Annotated in this window: 19 protein-coding genes; 8 read left to right on the top strand and 11 right to left on the bottom strand. The window is 67.2% G+C overall.

All coding sequences use genetic code 11. The features are described 5' to 3' along the window. Nucleotides 1–59: 59 nt before the first annotated feature. The 4 genes from IEX88_RS11090 to IEX88_RS11075 form a co-directional block, all read right to left on the bottom strand. Nucleotides 60–911 carry a lysophospholipid acyltransferase family protein gene (locus IEX88_RS11090; protein ID WP_188850662.1) on the bottom strand — a complete coding sequence of 284 codons (852 nt, stop codon included), beginning with the start codon at nucleotides 909–911 and terminating at the stop codon, nucleotides 60–62. A 114-nt stretch (nucleotides 912–1025) separates the two neighbouring features. After that, a complete protein-coding gene (thrS, locus tag IEX88_RS11085) occupies nucleotides 1026–3023 on the bottom strand; it encodes a threonine--tRNA ligase (protein ID WP_188850661.1) in 1998 nt (665 codons plus the stop codon). A gap of 195 nt (nucleotides 3024–3218) precedes the next feature. Continuing rightward, nucleotides 3219–3569 carry a membrane protein insertion efficiency factor YidD gene (gene yidD, locus IEX88_RS11080; protein WP_188850660.1) on the bottom strand — a complete coding sequence of 117 codons (351 nt, stop codon included), beginning with the start codon at nucleotides 3567–3569 and terminating at the stop codon, nucleotides 3219–3221. After that, the gene (locus IEX88_RS11075; RefSeq protein ID WP_188850659.1) at nucleotides 3517–3969 is read right to left on the bottom strand and encodes an iron-sulfur cluster assembly scaffold protein; all 453 of its coding nucleotides are present in this window, start codon (nucleotides 3967–3969) and stop codon (nucleotides 3517–3519) included. Before IEX88_RS11075 ends, yidD begins: the two co-directional genes overlap by 53 nt. 224 nt (nucleotides 3970–4193) lie before the next feature. Between IEX88_RS11075 and folE the strand changes: the two genes are divergently transcribed. The 3 genes from folE to IEX88_RS11060 all read left to right on the top strand — a co-directional run bounded on the left by folE (nucleotide 4194) and on the right by IEX88_RS11060 (nucleotide 6329). After that, entirely contained in the window at nucleotides 4194–4817 is a 624-nt protein-coding gene (gene folE, locus IEX88_RS11070) for a GTP cyclohydrolase I FolE (RefSeq protein WP_188850658.1), read from the top strand. After that, nucleotides 4814–5257, top strand: coding sequence for a phosphoribosyl-AMP cyclohydrolase (hisI, locus tag IEX88_RS11065; protein WP_188850657.1), 444 nt, complete (start codon nucleotides 4814–4816; stop codon nucleotides 5255–5257). The genes folE and hisI overlap by 4 nt, the downstream gene beginning before the upstream one ends. Nucleotides 5258–5333: 76 nt before the next feature. Next, nucleotides 5334–6329 carry a patatin-like phospholipase family protein gene (locus IEX88_RS11060; RefSeq protein WP_188850656.1) on the top strand — a complete coding sequence of 332 codons (996 nt, stop codon included), beginning with the start codon at nucleotides 5334–5336 and terminating at the stop codon, nucleotides 6327–6329. Nucleotides 6330–6388: 59 nt separating this feature from the next. On the opposite strand, the gene IEX88_RS11055 is transcribed toward IEX88_RS11060, so the two are convergent. Further along, the gene (locus IEX88_RS11055) at nucleotides 6389–6823 is read right to left on the bottom strand and encodes a CBS domain-containing protein (RefSeq protein WP_188850655.1); all 435 of its coding nucleotides are present in this window, start codon (nucleotides 6821–6823) and stop codon (nucleotides 6389–6391) included. 38 nt (nucleotides 6824–6861) lie between these two features. Further along, entirely contained in the window at nucleotides 6862–7620 is a 759-nt protein-coding gene (locus tag IEX88_RS11050) for a rhomboid family intramembrane serine protease (protein ID WP_188850654.1), read from the bottom strand. A gap of 289 nt (nucleotides 7621–7909) precedes the next feature. Between IEX88_RS11050 and IEX88_RS11045 the strand changes: the two genes are divergently transcribed. Both IEX88_RS11045 and IEX88_RS11040 read left to right on the top strand, forming a co-directional pair. Next, nucleotides 7910–8509: a PilZ domain-containing protein gene (locus IEX88_RS11045; protein WP_188850653.1), complete on the top strand. Its 600-nt coding sequence runs from the start codon at nucleotides 7910–7912 to the stop codon at nucleotides 8507–8509. A 594-nt stretch (nucleotides 8510–9103) separates the two neighbouring features. Then, nucleotides 9104–9697: a transglutaminase-like cysteine peptidase gene (locus IEX88_RS11040; RefSeq protein WP_188850652.1), complete on the top strand. Its 594-nt coding sequence runs from the start codon at nucleotides 9104–9106 to the stop codon at nucleotides 9695–9697. Nucleotides 9698–10008: 311 nt separating this feature from the next. On the opposite strand, the gene IEX88_RS11035 is transcribed toward IEX88_RS11040, so the two are convergent. The 3 genes from IEX88_RS11035 to IEX88_RS11025 form a co-directional block, all read right to left on the bottom strand. Then, complete coding sequence (locus IEX88_RS11035; protein WP_188850651.1) at nucleotides 10009–10221, bottom strand: DUF3126 family protein; 213 nt, start codon at nucleotides 10219–10221, stop codon at nucleotides 10009–10011. A gap of 160 nt (nucleotides 10222–10381) precedes the next feature. After that, nucleotides 10382–11209 carry a serine O-acetyltransferase gene (gene cysE, locus IEX88_RS11030; RefSeq protein WP_188850650.1) on the bottom strand — a complete coding sequence of 276 codons (828 nt, stop codon included), beginning with the start codon at nucleotides 11207–11209 and terminating at the stop codon, nucleotides 10382–10384. Between the two features lie 190 nt (nucleotides 11210–11399). After that, nucleotides 11400–12167, bottom strand: coding sequence for an alpha/beta fold hydrolase (locus IEX88_RS11025; protein WP_188850649.1), 768 nt, complete (start codon nucleotides 12165–12167; stop codon nucleotides 11400–11402). A gap of 162 nt (nucleotides 12168–12329) precedes the next feature. Here IEX88_RS11025 and IEX88_RS11020 point away from each other — a divergent pair, with 162 nt between their 5' ends. The 3 genes from IEX88_RS11020 (at nucleotide 12330) to IEX88_RS11010 (ending at nucleotide 15756) form a co-directional block, all read left to right on the top strand. Continuing rightward, nucleotides 12330–12578: a zinc-finger domain-containing protein gene (locus IEX88_RS11020; protein ID WP_188850648.1), complete on the top strand. Its 249-nt coding sequence runs from the start codon at nucleotides 12330–12332 to the stop codon at nucleotides 12576–12578. Nucleotides 12579–12585: 7 nt separating this feature from the next. Then, complete coding sequence (locus tag IEX88_RS11015; protein ID WP_188850647.1) at nucleotides 12586–13755, top strand: FAD-dependent monooxygenase; 1170 nt, start codon at nucleotides 12586–12588, stop codon at nucleotides 13753–13755. Between the two features lie 153 nt (nucleotides 13756–13908). After that, complete coding sequence (locus IEX88_RS11010; protein ID WP_244640045.1) at nucleotides 13909–15756, top strand: OmpA family protein; 1848 nt, start codon at nucleotides 13909–13911, stop codon at nucleotides 15754–15756. Nucleotides 15757–15923: 167 nt separating this feature from the next. Here the strand turns inward: IEX88_RS11010 and IEX88_RS11005 are convergent, their stop codons facing one another. Beyond that, a complete protein-coding gene (locus IEX88_RS11005; RefSeq protein ID WP_244640044.1) occupies nucleotides 15924–17087 on the bottom strand; it encodes an AI-2E family transporter in 1164 nt (387 codons plus the stop codon). 170 nt (nucleotides 17088–17257) lie between these two features. Next, nucleotides 17258–18004 (bottom strand): amino acid ABC transporter ATP-binding protein, encoded by a 747-nt coding sequence (locus IEX88_RS11000; protein WP_188850784.1) that lies wholly within the window; start codon nucleotides 18002–18004, stop codon nucleotides 17258–17260. Nucleotides 18005–18040: the final 36 nt, after the last annotated feature.

Here is an 18040-nt window from a genome sequence, read left to right as displayed (position 1 = left end):
GGCCGATTACGATCCCCCTGGGGATGACGGCGCCTGGGGAAGACCGGCTTTCGCTTTCGTCAGGCGACCACGGTGGGGCTGATCGCCGGCACGGCCACGCCGCCCAGGGCGAAAACCGACTCGCGCAGCCTTTCGGTCAGGAGCTTGCGGCAGCCGATCGTCGAAAGCTCCTCGAAGCCGAGGACGTCGCCGACGGTGACGCGGATGGCGCGGCCGTACTGGCGCCGGAACTCGCCGATCAGGAGGCCGATCCGGAGCGTCAGCGACAGCCGGCTGGCGAGATGGAACAGCGGTCCGTTCTGGCCCTCGAAGTGGATCGGCAGCACCGCCGCCCTGCCCGTCTGCACGAGGCGCGCGGTGAACTGCTTCCACGGCAGGTCGTCGGCAGCACCGAACATGGTCGGCGCCGTGGCCACGCCGCCGGCGGGAAAGACGATGATCGTCGTGCCCTCGGCCAGAAGCCGCAGCGCTTCGCGGCGCGTCTCCATGTTCATCGAAAGGGCCGCCTTCGTCTCCTCGAAGGAGACCGGAAGGCCATAGGCCGACATTTCCGGGATCTTCATCAGGTCGTTGTTGATGAGAATGCGGAACGGGCGGCCGAGACGCTCGGCCAGCGCCAGAATGGCGATGCCGTCGCCGATGCCGAAGGGATGGTTGGCGACCATCACCAGACGCTCCGGCAACTGTGCCATCGCCGGCAGGCGCCCGCCGATGTCGAGCCGGATCTTCATCAGGTCCAGCATGGCATTGAAGGCGTCGCCGCGCCCGGCGACGAGATCGCGGCGCCATTCGCCGTAGAGCCTGGCGAGCTTGCGCCGCCCGGACAGTTCCTCGATCGAGCGGATGGCCCAGCGCCGGAACAGGCGATCGTCGGGCCGGGCATAGGTCAGTTCCGTGTATCGCTTGGTCATCGAGCCCAACCCAGCCGCCGAGAGATGCCGGCCTATACCAGCCGGGCGATGACATCGGTATGACGCGGCGGCAAAGGGCCTTCGCCTTTCGCCGCCGCGCCGAGGGGCGTCACATCACTGCAACTGAAGTGTCTTCTGGCTGGCCGCCCGCGCATCGCGCTGGCGCTTGATGTCCGGCGGGATCGCCTCTTCGAGCAGCATCGCCGTCGCCTCGGCGAGGCTCGCCGCGGTCTGATCGCGCGAGCCGAGACGGCGGATGTTGACCGTCCGCTCCTCGGCCTCGCGCTTGCCGCAGACGAGCAGCACCGGGATTTTTGCCAGGCTGTGCTCGCGAACCTTGTAGTTGATCTTCTCGTTGCGGATGTCGGTCTCGACCCGCAGGCCGAGCGCCGTCAGTTCCGCCGCGACCTCGCGGGCATAGTCGTCGGCCTCGGACGTGATGGTCGCGACGACCACCTGCACCGGCGACATCCACAGCGGGAAATGCCCGGCGAAATTCTCGATCAGGATGCCGAGGAAGCGCTCCATCGAGCCGCAGATGGCGCGGTGGATCATCACCGGCACCGTCTTGTTCGATTCGGCATCGATGTAGAAGGCGCCGAAACGATCGGGCAGGTTGAAGTCGACCTGCGTGGTGCCGCACTGCCATTCGCGACCGATGGCGTCGCGCAGCGTGTACTCGAACTTCGGACCGTAGAAGGCGCCCTCGCCCGGATTGATGTCGGTCTTGATCCGTCCGCCGGACTGGTCCTCGATCTGCTTCAACACGTCGGTCATCACGCTTTCGGCGCGGTGCCAGAGTTCGTCCGAACCGACGCGCTTCTCCGGCCGGGTGGAGAGCTTCACCACCACTTCCTCGAAGCCGAAGTCGCGATAGACCGAGAGGATCAGGTCGTTGATGGCGAGGCACTCGGCCGCCAGCTGCTCGTCGGTGCAGAAGACGTGCGCGTCGTCCTGCGTGAAGCCGCGCACGCGCATCAGCCCGTGCATGGCGCCGGACGGCTCGTAGCGGTGCACCATGCCGAATTCGGCATAGCGAATCGGCAGTTCCCGGTAGGATTTCAGCCCGTGCTTGAAGATCATCACATGGCCGGGGCAATTCATCGGCTTCAGCGCGAAGACGCGCTTGTCCTCGGTCTCGTCGCCGGCCGACGTCACCTGGAACATGTTTTCGCGGTACCAGCCCCAGTGGCCGGAAGTCTCCCACAGCGACTTGTCGAGCACCTGCGGCGCATTGACCTCGGCATAGGTGCCGAGCAGGCGCCGGCGCATGTAGGCGGTGAGGTCCTGGAACAGCGACCAGCCCTTGGGGTGCCAGAAGACGACGCCCGGCCCTTCCTCCTGGAAGTGGAACAGGTCCATCTCGCGGCCGAGGCGGCGGTGGTCGCGCTTCTCGGCCTCCTCCAGCATGGTCGTGTAGGCGTCGAGCTCCTCGCGCGTGCGCCAGGCCGTGCCGTAGATGCGCGTCAGCATGGCGTTGTCGCTGTCGCCGCGCCAATAGGCGCCGGCCACCTTCATCAGCTTGAACGCCTCGCCGATCTGGCCGGTCGAGGCCATGTGCGGCCCGCGGCAGAGATCGAACCAGTCGCCCTGGCTGTAGATCTTCAGCTCCTGTTCCTCGGGGATCATGTCGATGAGCTCGAGCTTGTAGGTCTCGCCCTTGGCGGCGAACACTTCCTTCGCCTTGTGCCGCGTCCACACTTCCTTCTTGAAGGGCGCGTTGCGGCGGATGATCTCGGCCATCTTCTTCTCGATGACCGGCAGGTCCTCGGGCGTGAAGGGCGTCTCCTTGGCGAAATCGTAGTAGAAGCCGTTCTCGATCACCGGCCCGATGGTCACCTGCGTTCCCGGCCAGATCTCCTGCACGGCCTCGGCCATGACATGCGCCGCGTCGTGGCGGATGAGGCCGAGCGCGCGCGGGTCGTCGCGGGTGACGATCTCGAGCGCGCCGGAGCGGCCGACGGGATCGGACAGATCGCGCAGCTCGCCGTCCAGCGCATAGGCGACGGACTTCTTCAGAAGCGACTTGGAAATGCCGCCGGCAATGGTGGCGCCGGTGGCGGAGGCCTCGAACTGCCGGACGGATCCATCGGGGAAGGTGACGTCGATCATCGCTGTTCCTTTCTGCTCAGCCCCGCCTACCACGCGGGAAAGCATTTTCTGATCGCTGGGCCGCGGTCGCGCGGCACGATGCGCGTCTTTACCATTCCCTCCCGGGCAGACAAGCGGAGGCCGGGAGAAAGCCGGGGGATCGGCAAGCTCCGGTCAACGCCGCGCGGCCATTCGTCGTGCAGACCGACCGCCGCCTTATCGCGGCAGCGTGCGCTCGTTCTTCGGTGTGGGCACAGGGTCGAGACCGGCGCCGCCAAAGGGTCCACACCGCGCGATCCGCTTCAGCGTCAGCCAGCCGCCAGGGATGAGACCATGCCGCGCGATCGCCTCGTAGCCGTATTCTGAACATGTCGGAATGTGCCGGCAGTGGCCGCCGACGAAGCCGGAGAAGGTCAGCTGGTAGAGACGTACCAGCCCAGTGCCGACGAGCCGTCCCGGCGTCTTGCGCCAAGGGCCGTCGAAATTGCGCGAGTGGCGATGCGCTCTCAGTCGCTCAGGCCGCGACAACCGCCCCGCCCTGCTTGGCCTCGATCTGCTGGAGCGCATCGACGACGGCGTCAAAGGTCAGCATGGTCGAGGCGTGCCGCGCCTTGTAGTCGCGAACCGGCTCCAGATATTTCAGGTCCTCGAAGCGGCCGGTCGGCGGCGTGCCGTTTTCCTTCAGCATCCGGCGCATGTCCTCGCGCACGGCGCGCAGCTCGTCCGGCGTCGATCCGACGATGGCCTTGGCCATGATCGCCGAAGAGGCCTGGCCGAGGGCACAGGCCTTCACGTCGTGGGCGAAATCGGCGACGACGCCGTCGCGCACCACCACGTCGACGGTCACCGTCGAGCCGCACAGCTTGGAATGCGCCGTGGCGGTCGCATCAGGTTCGGCTAGGCGGCCGATGCGGGAGATGTTGCCGGCATAGTCGAGAATCCGGGCGTTGTAGATGTCGTCGATCACGGGTCGCGTCCTCATGCCGAATTGCCGGTCGGCGCTCTACAAAGCCACCGACGATACGTATATAGGAGGGACGGCCCGCCTTCGAAAGGCGGCGATGAATCCTTGCGGGCAGCTCTTTGGCGCCGCCCCGCAAGCCTCTGGGTTCAGCGTCCCGCCGCCGTGGCCAGCAACCGGGAAGACGGTTTCTGGCATCGGGCGGATCGACGCGTTGTAGTGAGAGTACCATGGACGCGATCGTCAGAAAGATGGCCGAGGGCTTTGCAGACGGTCGCCTGCGGCGTCCGACCCGGGAAGAGGCGCAGGCCGCCGTCGCCACGCTCATCCGCTGGGGCGGCGACGATCCGACCCGTGAGGGCCTGATCGAAACCCCTGCCCGCGTCGTCAAATCCTACGAGGAGCTGTTTGGCGGCTATGCGCTCGATCCCGCCGATGTCCTCGGCCGGACCTTTGGCGAAGTCGCGGGCTATGACGACATCGTCCTGGTGCGCGACATCGACTTCCACTCCCATTGCGAACACCACATGGTGCCGATCATCGGAAAGGCGCATGTCGCCTATCTCCCGAGCGGCCGCGTCCTCGGCCTGTCGAAGATCGCCCGCGTCGTCGACATTTTTGCCCGCCGCCTACAGACGCAGGAGACGATGACGGCGCAGGTCGCCGCGGCGATCGAGGACGTGTTGAAGCCGAAGGGCGTCGCCGTGATGATCGACGCCGAGCACCTGTGCATGTCCATGCGCGGCATCAAGACCAAGGGCTCGACCACCGTGACGACGTCGTTCCACGGCATCTTCGCCGACGACAAGATGGAGCGCGCCCGCTTCCTCGACATGGTCCGCAGCAAGGGATGACCGCCCCGGTCTTCGCCCCGCCCTTCCCTTCTGCCGCCGAGCAGGAGGAAGGGACGGTCCTCGCCCCGCGCTTCGACGACAAGGGCCTCGTCACCGCCGTCGTCACCGATTTCACCTCCGGCATGCTGCTGATGGTCGCCCATATGGACCGCGAGGCCCTCGACCTCAGCATCGCGACGCGCACGGCGCACTATTTCAGCCGCTCGCGCCAGAGCCTGTGGAAGAAGGGCGAGACCTCGGGGGCGCTGCAGATCATCCGGGAAATCCGGGTGGATTGCGACCAGGATGCCGTCTGGCTGCGGGTCGATGTCGCCCGGCCGGAGGAGACGTGCCACACGCACCGCGACAGCTGTTTCTACAGGCGGATGCCGGAAGGGGGCGACGGCCGCGCGCTCGTTCTCGTCGCCGGACAGGAACAAGGCGAACAAAAAGTTCCCTGACTGCTTAAGTTTGCAGCAAACTATCGCGCGTAATCTCGGTTGAAGCGTCGATCACGGCGGACCAGGACGGTCAGGCATGTTGGAACGAGTTTTCAGGCGGGCGGACAATCAGCCCCAGACGATCCCGGCAAACGAGCCGGCGCGTGATCAGGCCACCACGAAACCGAAGCCAAAGTTCAAGATCGCGCTGGCGCTGGGCGGCGGCGCGGCGCGCGGCTGGGCCCATATCGGCGTGCTCAAGGCGCTGGACGAGGCCGGCATCCATGTCTCGATGATCGCCGGCACCTCGATCGGCGCCCTCGTCGGCGGCTGCTATCTCGCGGGGCGGCTCGGCGAGATCGAGGAATTCGCGCGCTCGCTCACCCGCCGCGGCCTCATCCGCTTCCTCGACGTGCGCTTCGGCGGCTCGGGCCTGCTCGCCGGTATGCGGCTCAACCGCCGTCTCGTCGAATCCCTGGAGGATCTCCTGATCGAGGACCTCGACCGGCCGCTGGTGTGCGTCGCGACGGAGGCGCGCAGCGGCCACGAGGTCTGGCTGGATTCGGGCTCGCTGATCCTGGCCATGCGCGCTTCCTATGCGCTGCCGGGCGTCTTCGAGCCGGTGATCTGCGGCGACCGGCGGCTGGTCGACGGGGCGCTGGTCAATCCCGTTCCGGTCTCGGTCTGCCGCGCCTACGAGGCGCAGCTCGTCGTCGCCGTCAATCTCAACTACGACCTGTTCGGCCGGGCCGCCGTGGTGCGCATGCGCGCCTCGCCCGCCACCACGTCGATCCAGCAGGACAGGGCGATCACCGTCGAGACGCTGGGGCTGGCCGGCCAGGAGGCGGCGCAGCGCCGCGACAAGTTCGGCATCACCCGCTCGATGGCGGATGCCTTCAACATCGTGCAGGACCGGATTTCCCGCTCGCGCCTTGCCGGCGATCCGCCGGACTTGTCGCTGCACCCGAGGGTCCGCGACATCGGCATGTCCGAGTTCTTCCGGGCCGACGAGGCCATTGCGCACGGCTACGAAGAGACGATGCGGCGCCTGCCGGAGATCGTCCGCGTCACCGAGGGCTATGTCGCCAACTGACGGGAGAGGCGGGACCGGTCGCCCGGCCCGCCCTTCCCCCGAAGCCTATCGAGCGCCCCTTAGACGGAAGCGGAAATGTAGCTGCGCATTTCCTCCGCCTCGCGCTCGGCATCCTCGATGCGGCGCTTGACGATGTCGCCGATCGACACCATCCCGACCAGCTTGCCGCCCTGGATGACCGGCAGGTGGCGAAACCGCTTCCGCGTCATGGTCTCCATCACCTCGTTGACGGTGGTCTCCTCGCTGCAGGTGACGACCTCCACCGTCATGACCGAGCCGATGGAATCGCTGAGGCAATCCGGCCCGCGCGTGCCGACCATGCGCACGATATCGCGCTCGGACAGGACGCCGGCGATGTCGCCGCCATCGCTGATGAGAACCACCGCGCCGATGCGCCTCTGCGCCATTTCCTGCGCCGCCTCGACGAGCGTCGCGTTCGGATGCATGGAAAAGACGTCCCGACCCTTTTCCTCCAGAATTTTTCTGACCGTCATGACCATCCTCCCGTCCAGTCGTGGACACGGATCGTGCGTCAGTCGGCCGCGGACCGCAAGTCGTCTTCGTCGGCCGGCATGGGCTGACGGCGGTTCGGTTCGAAAAGCGCCAGGCCGAGAAAGCCGAAGACGAAGCCGCCGAGATGCGCCTGCCAGGCGACGGAGGCCCCGCCGTCGATGAAGCCGCCGAGACCGGACGCGGTCAGGAGATTGGTGGCGAAGAAGATCACGACGAAGAAGATCACCGTCCGGTCGGACAGCGCCTGCCGGATCGACAGGAGCGGTAGGCTGCGGGCCGAGCGGTGGTGCCCCATCGAGCCGAAGGCGAAGCGGCAGGCCCCGCCCATGAGCGCCGAGACGATCCCCGAGGCGCCGATCACCGGCACGATCAGGTCGGGGTTGAAGACGTAGAAGGTCAGGGCCCCGGCGATGGCGCCGAGCGCCGCGAAGGCGAGAACCCGCACGGTTCCCAAGCGCCGCGCCACCGGCGTGCCGAAGGCCAGCATCCAGATGGCGTTCAGCCCCACATGCATCCAGTCGCCATGCAGGAAGGCGTAGGTCAGCGGCGACCAGAGCTGCGCTCCGGCATCGCGGCCGAACTGGGCGGTGCAGTTCTCGGCATAACAGCCGGCGACGAAGGAAAACTCCGTGATCAGCCAGTCGTCCGTCTCCACGGAGAGGACGAAGCTGCGGATCGCCTGGATGGCGATGAAGACGACCAGCGCCGCCAGCACCACGCCGGGAACATTGAAGATCGGCGGGTTGGCCCGAACCCTCGGCGTCTCGTCGATGGACATGCGAGCATCCTCACTGGCGCGACACGGCCGGTCTTGCCGCTGTCGCACGGCGCGCTCGGACAAGGGGGGCCGGGCGCCGGCGCGCGCGACGGTGACGTCAGCCAGGCCCGATTTTTCGCGACGAGACATAGCAGCTTTAGCGGACCGCACAACATCGCGCTGCGGCCCGCCGGCCAGCGCCGGACGCGGCCATACATCCCTGCCGTGCACGCTGCATTAACCTTTCCGGCGGTAATTTGAACGGGCCGGATTCCGCGCGTCGCGGGTCTCAAATTCCAGTGGTCCCGCCATGCAGCCATCTGCCACAGCCCTGCCCGCGGCCCATGACGAACGCCGTCGTTTCCACCGTGTCTCCGTCGATCTCCTCGGCCGCTTCATGCTGGAAAACCAGAGCGAATATCCCTGCCGGGTCGACACGATGTCGCCGGGCGACGTTTCCGTGGTGACGCCGATCACGCCAAAACCGGCAGAGCGCGTCATTCTCTACGCAGACCATGTCGGACGGCTCGAAGGGGAAGTGTCGCGGGTCTTTGCCGGCGGGTTTGCCATGACGGTGCGCGGCACCGAGCGCAAGCGCGAGAAGCTGGCGGCACAGCTCACCTGGCTTGCCAACCGCCACGAGCTCGATCTGCCGGAAGACCGGCGCCACGAGCGCATCCAGCCGCGCAATCCCTTCATCGACATCACCCTCGACGACGGACGCAAGTACAAGGTGCGGATCATCGATCTCTCGCTCTCGGGCGTCGCCGTGCAGTCGGCCGTCCGCCCGACGATCGGGTCGCGCATCATCATCGGCAAGATGCAGGGGCGCGTCGTGCGCCATCTCGAAGAGGGCCTGGCGATCGAGTTCGCCTCCGTCCAGCTGCGCGAGACGCTCGAAAACCTCTGAGGCCGCCTCGCGCCGTCCCGAAGCGCCCGCCTGCGATCGCTTCCGTCGCCGCAGACGCACTTCCGAGAGCCAGAACGCCGCTCTGCCGGACCCTGCTCTAGCGCCGGGTCCCGCCGCCCGGATCCCCCTGCCGGTTTGTCATCTCCCCGGGCCGCAAGGCTCGGCCGACGGCTGCCCGCTGCCTGAGCTTCGGCAAAGGGCTGCCCTCCCCGCGCGACCCGATTTCGATAAGCCTCAGGCCACTGCGAGCATAGCGCCGCGGCGCGCCCGGGAACCCAAGCCCCCCACACCTTCCTGAAGAATGTCTTAACTTCGTGCCGAAAGCTGGGGATAGGCCGGCGGACGGCTCGTCCTGCGCTGGGCATTGCCGCCCAAGCCGGCCACGGTGACGACAGGCACCGGCCTCGTCCGACGCCGGACCATAGGGTTAACGTATCATCTGCCGGATCGAGAAAGTTTGCGCTCCAACCCTAACAACTCTGCAAGTATAACTCGGCAGGAACGCCTATCATTTGAATCAATTTGCCTGACTGACTTTGCCGCCGAAGTAAAACGAGTGTGCGAGTGTCCTCTCAACAGACGGAGAGACCCGCCATGAAAAATCTACTGACCGCTTCCATCGCCGCAGCTTTCATCCTCATGAGCCTGGGGGCCGTGCAGGCCAGGAACCTCGCCATGCCGGTCATGGGCGGCACGTCCCAGCCGGTCGGGCATTACGACTTCTGCCAGCGTTATGCCGACCAGTGCGGCAAGAACAAAGCGCCGGGCATCGTCAAGCTCAGCCGCGCCGTCTGGGACAAGATCGTCGAGGTCAACAATGCCGTCAACGTCGGCATCTTCCCCCGCACGGACAAGGATATCTTCGGCGTGGCCGAGTATTGGGCCTATCCGAGCACCGAGGGCGACTGCGAGGATTTCGCGCTTCTCAAGCAGTATATGCTGGAGCGCGCCGGCTTCGCCCGCTCCGCCCTGCTCCTGACGGTCGTGCGTCAGCCCAATGGCGAGGGACATGCCGTCTTGACCGTGCGCACCGACCGCGGCGACTTCATCCTCGACAACCTGGTCGACACCGTGCGCGACTGGAAGGAAACCGAGTATCGCTATCTCAAGCGTCAGTCGGAAAAGAATTCGGGCGACTGGGTCAGCATCAGCGACGATCGCAACATTCTGGTCGGCAGCGTCAACTGACGCTCCCCCGGGATCGGTTGATCCGCCGTCGATCTCCCCGTCTCGCGACGGACCAACCGCAGAGCCGATCCTGTCATGGGGTCGGCTTTTTGGTGTGTGTGGAGCGGGCGGAGCGCGCCGCCCTGAATACGCCGGGATGCGGCGTCGCATCGACAGGCGTCTGGTGTGTCATGCCGGCTGGCGACTGGCCCCCGCGCCGAAGCGCGGATGCCGCACACCCGGTTTCCTCGCGGCGACGGCGCGAGCGCTCGAAGCGACCCGCTCTCCGCAATCGCAGCGCCGCGGCCCCAAGGCCTCGACGTGTCGCGCGATCAGGCCTCGAGGTCCATTTCCAGGATCGTCATGGTGACGTGGTAGGATAGTTCGCCCTCGTCGGTATCCTTGGAGATGATGCCGATGAACTCGTCGTTGATGTAGACCTCGGCCGAGTCGGCCTTGCGCGGCAGCGCCTTGATGCGAATGTTCGCGCTACCGAGCAGACCTTTGAGATAGGTCTCGAGCTTGCGGATTTCGTCGGGCTTCACATGTCTCTCCTGCTTGAATCGCTGCGGAGGGAACTAGCACCTCCCACCGCGTTTCAACAGGTGGACGGCGAACATCGACGCGTGCCGCTGCCAAATCCGTCCGGACGGCGGCGTTTGCCACCGCCTGGACCGGCTGGAACCCCGTCGCCTGACGGGTTGGTCAGTCGTCCTTGCCGAACATGTGATCCATGGCCCGGGCCGGCTCGCCGCCACAATCGCCGACGCTGCCGACGATGCGGCCGGGAATGCCGGCGACGGTCGAATGCGGTGGCACCGGCTTCAGCACCACCGAGCCGGAGGCGATCTTGGAGCATTCCCCGATCCGGATATTGCCGAGAATCTTCGCCCCGGCACCGATCAGGACGCCGTTGCCGATCTTGGGGTGGCGGTCGCCGAATTCCTTGCCAGTGCCGCCGAGCGTGACGTCCTGAAGAATTGAGACATTGTCTCCGATTTCCGCGGTGAAGCCGACGACGAGGCCGGTGGCATGGTCGAGAAAGATGCCGCGGCCCATCTTGGAATGGGGATGGATGTCGGTCTGGAACACCGCGGAAGAGCGCGCCTGGAGATACAGCGCGAAATCCCGCCGTCCTTCGTTCCACAGCCAGTGCGCCAGACGGTGGGTCTGGATGGCGTGAAATCCCTTGAAGTAGAGCAGCGGCTCGATGTAGCGCTCGCAGGCCGGGTCGCGATCGAACACGGCCTGGATATCGGTGCGCAAGGTCTCGCTCCACTGCGAATTCTCGCCGAGGAGCCCGTCGAAGGCTTGGCTGATCAACACCGCCGGCACGTCGGGATGATCGAGACGCTGCGACACGCGGTGGATCACCGCCGCCTCGAGACTGCGGTGGTTGAGAATGGTGGCATAGAGGAAGCCGGACAGCACCGGCTCTCGTGCCGCCGCCTCGGCGGCTTCCTGGCGGACCTTTGTCCAGATCGGATCGACGGCTTGGACCAGCCCCTGCGCCTGCAGACCACTGACGGTCATGGTCACGTTCCTTCCCGGGGCCGCTGCGGCCACATCATTACCGACTGGTATAATACTTGCCCGGCTCTGGAAATCAATCCGGCGCCGGCCTCGACGCTCTTAACATGGAACCTCGCCGCGATCGCGACAAGACGGTCGTGCCGCTCCCGGCGCGGGCCAGAGAGGCCCGGCAAAGTCCGGCAGGGCTCGCTCATTCGTTCGCGGCTTTGCCTTCCAGGAAGCGCAGCACCGCGGCCTTGAAACGCCGGTCGCCGACGGCGAGCATATGGTCGCGCCCCTCGATGGCGAAAGCCTCCGCCTGCGGCATCAGGGCCGCCAGCGCTTCGGCCGATCCGGCGATGTCGTCGCGGGTGCCGACGCCGATCAGGGTCGGCTGGGCGATCCGGGCGACATCGTCCGCCGTCAATTCTGTCCGCGACGTGGTGATGCAGGCGGCCAGGGCCTTGCGGTCGCTGCCGGTGCGGTCGGCGAAGCTGCGGAACATCCGGCCTTGGGGATGCGTCACCGCGTCGAGGGAATCGGCCAGGAGCGCGGCGACGATCGGGTCCCAGTCGCCGACGCCCTCGACGAGCCCGAGCCCGAGCCCGCCGAAGACGAGGCGCGAAAAGCGCTCGGGCGCGGCGAGCGCGGCGAAGGCGGTGACGCGCGCGCCCATGGAATAGCCGAAAAGCACTGCCGTCGGCACGTCGAGGTGATCGAGCAGCGCCACGGCATCGCCGGCCATCTTCTGCGGCGTATAGGCCGCCGGATCGTGCGGCTTGTCGCTCTGGCCGTGGCCGCGATGGTCGAAAGCCAGCACCCGGTAGCCGGCGCCGGTCAGCGTCGCCACCCAGCCGGGATCGACCCAGTTGACGCTCATATTGGAGGCAAAGCCGTGGGTCAGAAGCACCACCGGTGCGGCCGTCTCGCCCTCGTCGAGAAAAGCGAGGCTCAGCCCTTCGTGCTCGAAAAATGCCATGTCGTTCCTCTGCTGCCGGCGCATTGCATCCGCGGTTCTGGCGCGTCGTCGCCCGCCTGGCAAGGCAGAGGCCGGCCTGTCGTGCGCCGGTTCCGCCTCTGGCCTTTCGCGCCGCACGCGACTATCGTCCGCGCCGATTACCAGACCACGGAGACGACCGCGATGGCCGGCCATATCATTCCGCATTTCCAGAACAGCGCCGGACACGAGGTGATCGAGATCGGCGTCACCGAATTCATGTGCGTCGGCGCCCACCCGCCCTTCGACCACCCGCATGTCTATCTCGACCTCGGCGACGAGGGCGAAAAGGTCTGTGGCTACTGCTCGACCCTCTATCGCCGCAACGCGTCCCTGCATGGCACCGAGACCATTCCGGCCGGCTGCGTCTTCGAAGAGCTCAACGCCGCCTGACGATCGCGTGCCTCCGTCCACTTCCATCCTCGTTGTCGGCGCCGGCATTGCCGGGCTGACGGCGGCTCTGTCCTTCGCGCAGGCCGGCTTTGCCGTCGACATCGTCGAACGGAGCGAGCGGCTGGAAGCGGTCGGCGCCGGGCTGCAGCTCTCACCCAATGCGCTGCGCGTGCTGGCCCGGCTCGGCCTGGACAGGGAGCGCCTGAACGGTGTCGCCGCCACCACCGTGACGCTGCGCTCCGGCCGATCGGGGCGGACGATCGCCGAAATCCCGGTCGTCTCCGCCGACGGGACCGCCTATCTCTCGCTGTACCGTGCCGACCTGCAGTCTGCCCTCCTCGCCGCCGTCGCTGCCGACCCCCTGATCACGTTGACCCTCGGCGAGCGCTGCACCGCCCTGGCGCAGTCGGCGGACGGGACGACGCTGTCCTTCACCCGCACCGACGGCTCGGTGGCCGAGCGGACCGCCACCATCGTCATCGCCGCCGATGGCGTGCATTCGGCGCTGTGCGCCGCGCTTGGCCTACCGGCGGCGGTGCCCTCCGGCGATGTTGCCTGGCGCATGACCATCGACGCTGCGGCGCAGGCCTCCTCCCCTGGGATCCAGGCCTGGCTCGGCCCCCGGCGCCACGCCGTCGCCTATCCCGTCCAGGCGGGCCGGACGACCAACCTCGTCCTCATCGGCCCGGACAGCGACGCCGCGGCCGGGATGGCGGAGTCGGCGACGAAGACGGCGTTGATGCAGCGTTTCCGGCGCTGGGATCCACGCCTTCGCGGCCTCATCGAGGCCGCCGGGCCGGCGACGCCCTGGCCGCTGTCGACCGTCGATCCCGACCGGTCCGCCCCCGGCATGGACGGCGTGATCGTCATCGGCGATGCCGCGCACGCCATGCTGCCCTATGCGGCCCAGGGCGCGGCGATGGCCATCGAGGATGGCTGGACCGCGGCCTGGGCAGTGACACGAGCCTCCACGCCGCAGGAGGCAGCCCGCCATTATGCCGACGTGCGGACGGCGCGGCTGAAGCGGGTGCGCCAGCGCGTCGCCTTTCACCGCAGGGTCTACCACCTGCCGGCGCTGCCGGCCGCGGCGCGCGACCTGACGCTTCGCCTGCGATCGGCTGAGTCCGTCGCCCGCGATCTCGGCTGGCTCTACGACTGGACTCCGCCCGAACGCTGAACGTCGCGACGATTTTATGGAACGCTCCGGTCCCCCGCGGCCTTTCTCTGACGACCCGGGTCCAGCCTCTCCGTCGAGGGCCAGACCGTGTGCGGCCTTACCCGCCGGCGCCGAACGGTTCTGCAAGGGACGATTGCAACAAAAGGACTACCCATGCCGACAATGAACAAGACCGCCAGGATGCTGACGGTTGCGGCTCTCGCCGCGTCCACCGCGCTCAGCAGCCCGCTGCTGGCCCTGGCGCAGCAGCAGCCGCAGCGCTTAGCGCAGGCGGCGACCGACGAAGTTCCGCCGGCCGACGCCGCGCCGGCCGAGGAGGCCGCGCCTGCCGCCGAGGCCCCGGCGGAAGCCCCGGCCGACGCGCCCGCTGAGGCCGCGCCAGCTGAAGCTGCGCCGGCAGAGGCGGCGCCGGAAGCGGCTCCCGCCGAGGCGCCTGCCGCCGAAGCACCCGCGCCAGAGCCCGAGCCGGCCGCTGAGCCAGCGCCTGCCGAGCCAGCGCCTGCTGAGGCAGCACCCGCCGAGCCGGCACCGGTAGAAGCCCCGCCAGCAGAAGCGCCCGCCGCCGAGAGCGCGCCGACGGAACCCGCCGCCGCGCCGGAACCAGCCCCGGCGGAAGCCACGCCGGCCCCTGCCGCCGAAACACCGGCTGAACCCGCTGCTGCCCCGGCCGAGGCGCCCGCTGCCGCACCGCCCGCAGCATCGGAAACCGCGCCGGCTGCGGCCGACACCCCGGCGCCAGGCGCCGACGCGCCCCCGCCGGCCCCTGTCGCCCCGGCTTCCGAGACGGCCCCGGCTGCCGTTCCGCCGGCGACCACCGGCGAGGTCCCGGCAGCGCCTGCGACCGACACGACCGCCCCGGCGGCAGTCCCGCAGCCCGGCACCGATGCGGCCGCGCCGGCCCGGACCGGCGAACGCCGTTCGCGCGGCGGCGAGGCACCGCGTCCGGTGCCGGCCGATGTCCAGACCGCCCCAGTCGAACAGGGCGCCATCGACCAGAGCGATGCCCGCGTGCAGACGCTGGCGACTCCCGTCGTCGAGCAGCCCATTGCCGCCCAGCGCGGTGAACGCGTGGAGCGGGCGCCGGCGCCCGAGCTGCCGCCGGAGGCCAAGGTGGTCGAGCGTGTCGGCAACCGTGACATCATCTCGCTGGGTGCTGCCGCGCTGGCGGGTGCCGCCGCAGGCGCTGCCGCGGGCTACTTCATCCGCTCGAACGACGACGAACGACTGTCCGTCGATTCGCGTGACAGCTACACCGAACGCTTGCCGCGCGGCCGTACCCGCGAGACCATCGAACGGGCCAACGGTTCTCAGATCATCACCATCACGAACCGCTATGGCGACGTCGTGCAGCGTTCGCGCATCACGCCCGACGGGCGCGAGGTGGTGCTGTTCTACGACCCCTATTCGGAGGAGGACGAGCGTCCCGACTACTACTCCGATGCCGGTGAGGACCTGCCGCCGCTGGAACTCAGCATCCCGCGCGATCGCTACATCGTCGACATCGACGAGCCCGACGAGGAGCTCTACTTCGACACGATCGTCGCCCCGCCGGTCGAGACCGTCGAGCGCATCTACTCGGTCAACGAAGTGCGGCGCTCCTCGCGCATCCGCGACAAGGTCCGTCGAATCGATCTGAATACGGTGCAGTTCGACTTCGGCTCCGCCACGATCCCGCAGGCCCAGGTGAAGAACCTGCAGGCTTTGGCCGATGCGGTCGGCCGGGTGATCAAGGACAATCCCGGCGAGACCTTCCTGATCGAGGGTCACACGGATGCGGTCGGCTCGAACGTCGCCAACCTCGCCCTGTCGGACCAGCGCGCGGAATCGGTGGCGGCGGCACTGTCGCAGTATTTCGACGTGCCGGCCGAGAACCTGGTGACGCAGGGCTACGGTGAGGAAGACCTGAAGGTCGACACCCAGGAGGCGAACGCCGAGAACCGGCGCGTCACACTGAGGCGCATTACCGCGCTGGTGAAACCGGTGACGTCAGCCGCGCGGTAAAACTTACCGCTCAGATGCAAGAGAAGCCGGCGACCGCGAGGTCGCCGGCTTTTTGTTGAGGCGATGGATGAGGTCGTTCGCTTCGCGGAATCCGATTGTGAAAAAAGTCATCCAAGCCTCTCTTATGATTCCGGTCTCCACCACACGCCGGGCGCGGGTTTCGGGCCTCAGCCCTCCTCCACGCTGACCTTTTCGGCCGACAGGAAATCCGCCAGGGGATTCAGCGGTCCGATATAGCTGGCGAAGATCTTCAAGCCGACCATCATCGGCACCGCGACGAACATGCCGACCACGCCCCAGATCCATCCCCAGAAGGCGACGGACAGGAAGATGGCGACCGCGTTCATCTCCAGGCGGCGGCCGACGACGGTCGGCTGGATGAACTGTCCCTCCAGCGTCGAGCAGGCAAAATACAGCGCGACCGGCAAGAGCGCGTGCCAGAGATCGCCGAATTCGGTGAGGGCGACCACACCGACGAGCGCCATCCCGGTCAGCGCGCCGAGATAGGGAATGAAGTTCAGAAGCGCCGCCAGCGCGCCGAAGATCAGCGGCGTCGGCATGCCGACCCACCAGAACAGCGTGCCGACCACCGTGCCGAGGCCGATATTGATCACGGTGATCGTCAGCAGGTAGTGCGAGAGCTCGCGCTCGATGTCGTGCGCGATGTGCAGCGCGAGCTTCTTGTCCGACAGCGTCGGCATGGCCTTGACCAGCTTGGTGTAGAAGAGGTCGCCCGAGGCCAGCAGGAAAAACAGGAAGACCAGCGAGAACATGATGCTGGCGAGGATCTGCGGCACCACATGCGCGGCGTTGTCGAGAAGGCCGGGGCTCTGCACCACGACCTCGGCCGGCTGGTCCGCCGCGCGCGCGGGATCCGCATCCGCCTGCGGCGCCGCGGCTTCGGCTTCGGGCCCGATCTCCTGCAGGCGGTCGAGGCGGTCGCGGACGGATTTGATCTGCCCCTCGACCGCCGACACGTAGCGCGGGGCATTGTTGACCAGATCGGTGATCGGGTTGCTCAGCATGTAGAAGCCGAACGTCAGGGTCATCAGCGCGCCGACGACGAGGATGATCGCCGAGACCGGCTCGGGCATCTTCAGCCGCCGCCGCATCAGCCGCACGATCGGGCTGAGCACCAGCGCGAACAGGAGAGCGATCACCACCGGCAACAGAAAACTCGAGGTGAGGTAGAGCGCGCCGAAGAGCAGGATCAGGAAGATGCCGACGATCGCCCAGCGCGGGCCCCCTGGTGCGGGCGCCGGGACCGTGGCGTCGACGGGCGCGGACGCGGCGTCCGCCGTCCCGGTTGCCGCCAAGGAAGTGTTCGCCATCACCATTCTCCGTCCGCCTGCCCCATAAGCCCCTGCTATGGCGGCTCCGGCGCGGCGAAACAAGCTTTCCGGCGTTGCGCCCCTCCCGCAAAGCTTTGCAGGCAAACGGCAAACGCCGCCGGTCTGGCGACCGGCGGCGTCGGATAGCGCGGTGAGGAACCCGTCGCTGCCTAGTGCAGGATCTGCGACAGGAAGAGCTTGGTGCGCTCGTGCTGGGGATTGGTGAAGAAGGCCGTCGGCTCGTTCTGCTCGACGATTTGGCCGGCATCCATGAAGATCACCCGGTTCGCCACCTGCCGAGCAAAGCCCATCTCGTGGGTGACGCAGACCATGGTCATCCCCTCCTCGGCCAGGCCCACCATGACGTCGAGCACTTCCTTGATCATTTCCGGATCGAGTGCCGAGGTCGGCTCGTCGAACAGCATGACCTTCGGGCTCATGCACAGCGAGCGCGCGATCGCCACGCGCTGCTGCTGGCCGCCGGACAACTGGCCGGGATACTTGTTCGCCTGCTCGGGGATCTTGACCCGCTTGAGATAGTGCATCGCCACTTCCTCGGCCTTGGCCTTCGGCATCTTGCGCACCCAGATCGGCGCCAGCGTGCAGTTCTCGAGAATGGTCAGGTGCGGAAACAGGTTGAAGTGCTGGAACACCATGCCGACCTCGCGCCGGACCTCGTCGATCTTCTTTAGATCGTTGGTGAGCTCGGTGCCGTCGACGACGATCTGGCCCTTCTGGTGCTCTTCCAGCCGGTTGATGCAGCGGATCATCGTTGACTTGCCCGAACCCGAGGGACCGCAGACGACGATGCGCTCGCCCCGCCGCACCTTCAGGTTGATGTCGCGCAGCACGTGGAACTCGCCGTACCACTTGTTCACGTTGATGAGTTCGACCGCCACCTCGTCCGAGATCTTCATGGCGGTGGGTGTCTTGGTGCTGGCCGTCTGGTTTGA

This window comes from Aureimonas glaciei, assembly GCF_014643375.1.
Lineage (GTDB): Bacteria > Pseudomonadota > Alphaproteobacteria > Rhizobiales > Rhizobiaceae > Plantimonas > Plantimonas glaciei.
Note: the sequence above shows the minus strand (reverse complement) of the source record. Positions and strands in the feature narration are given on the sequence as shown.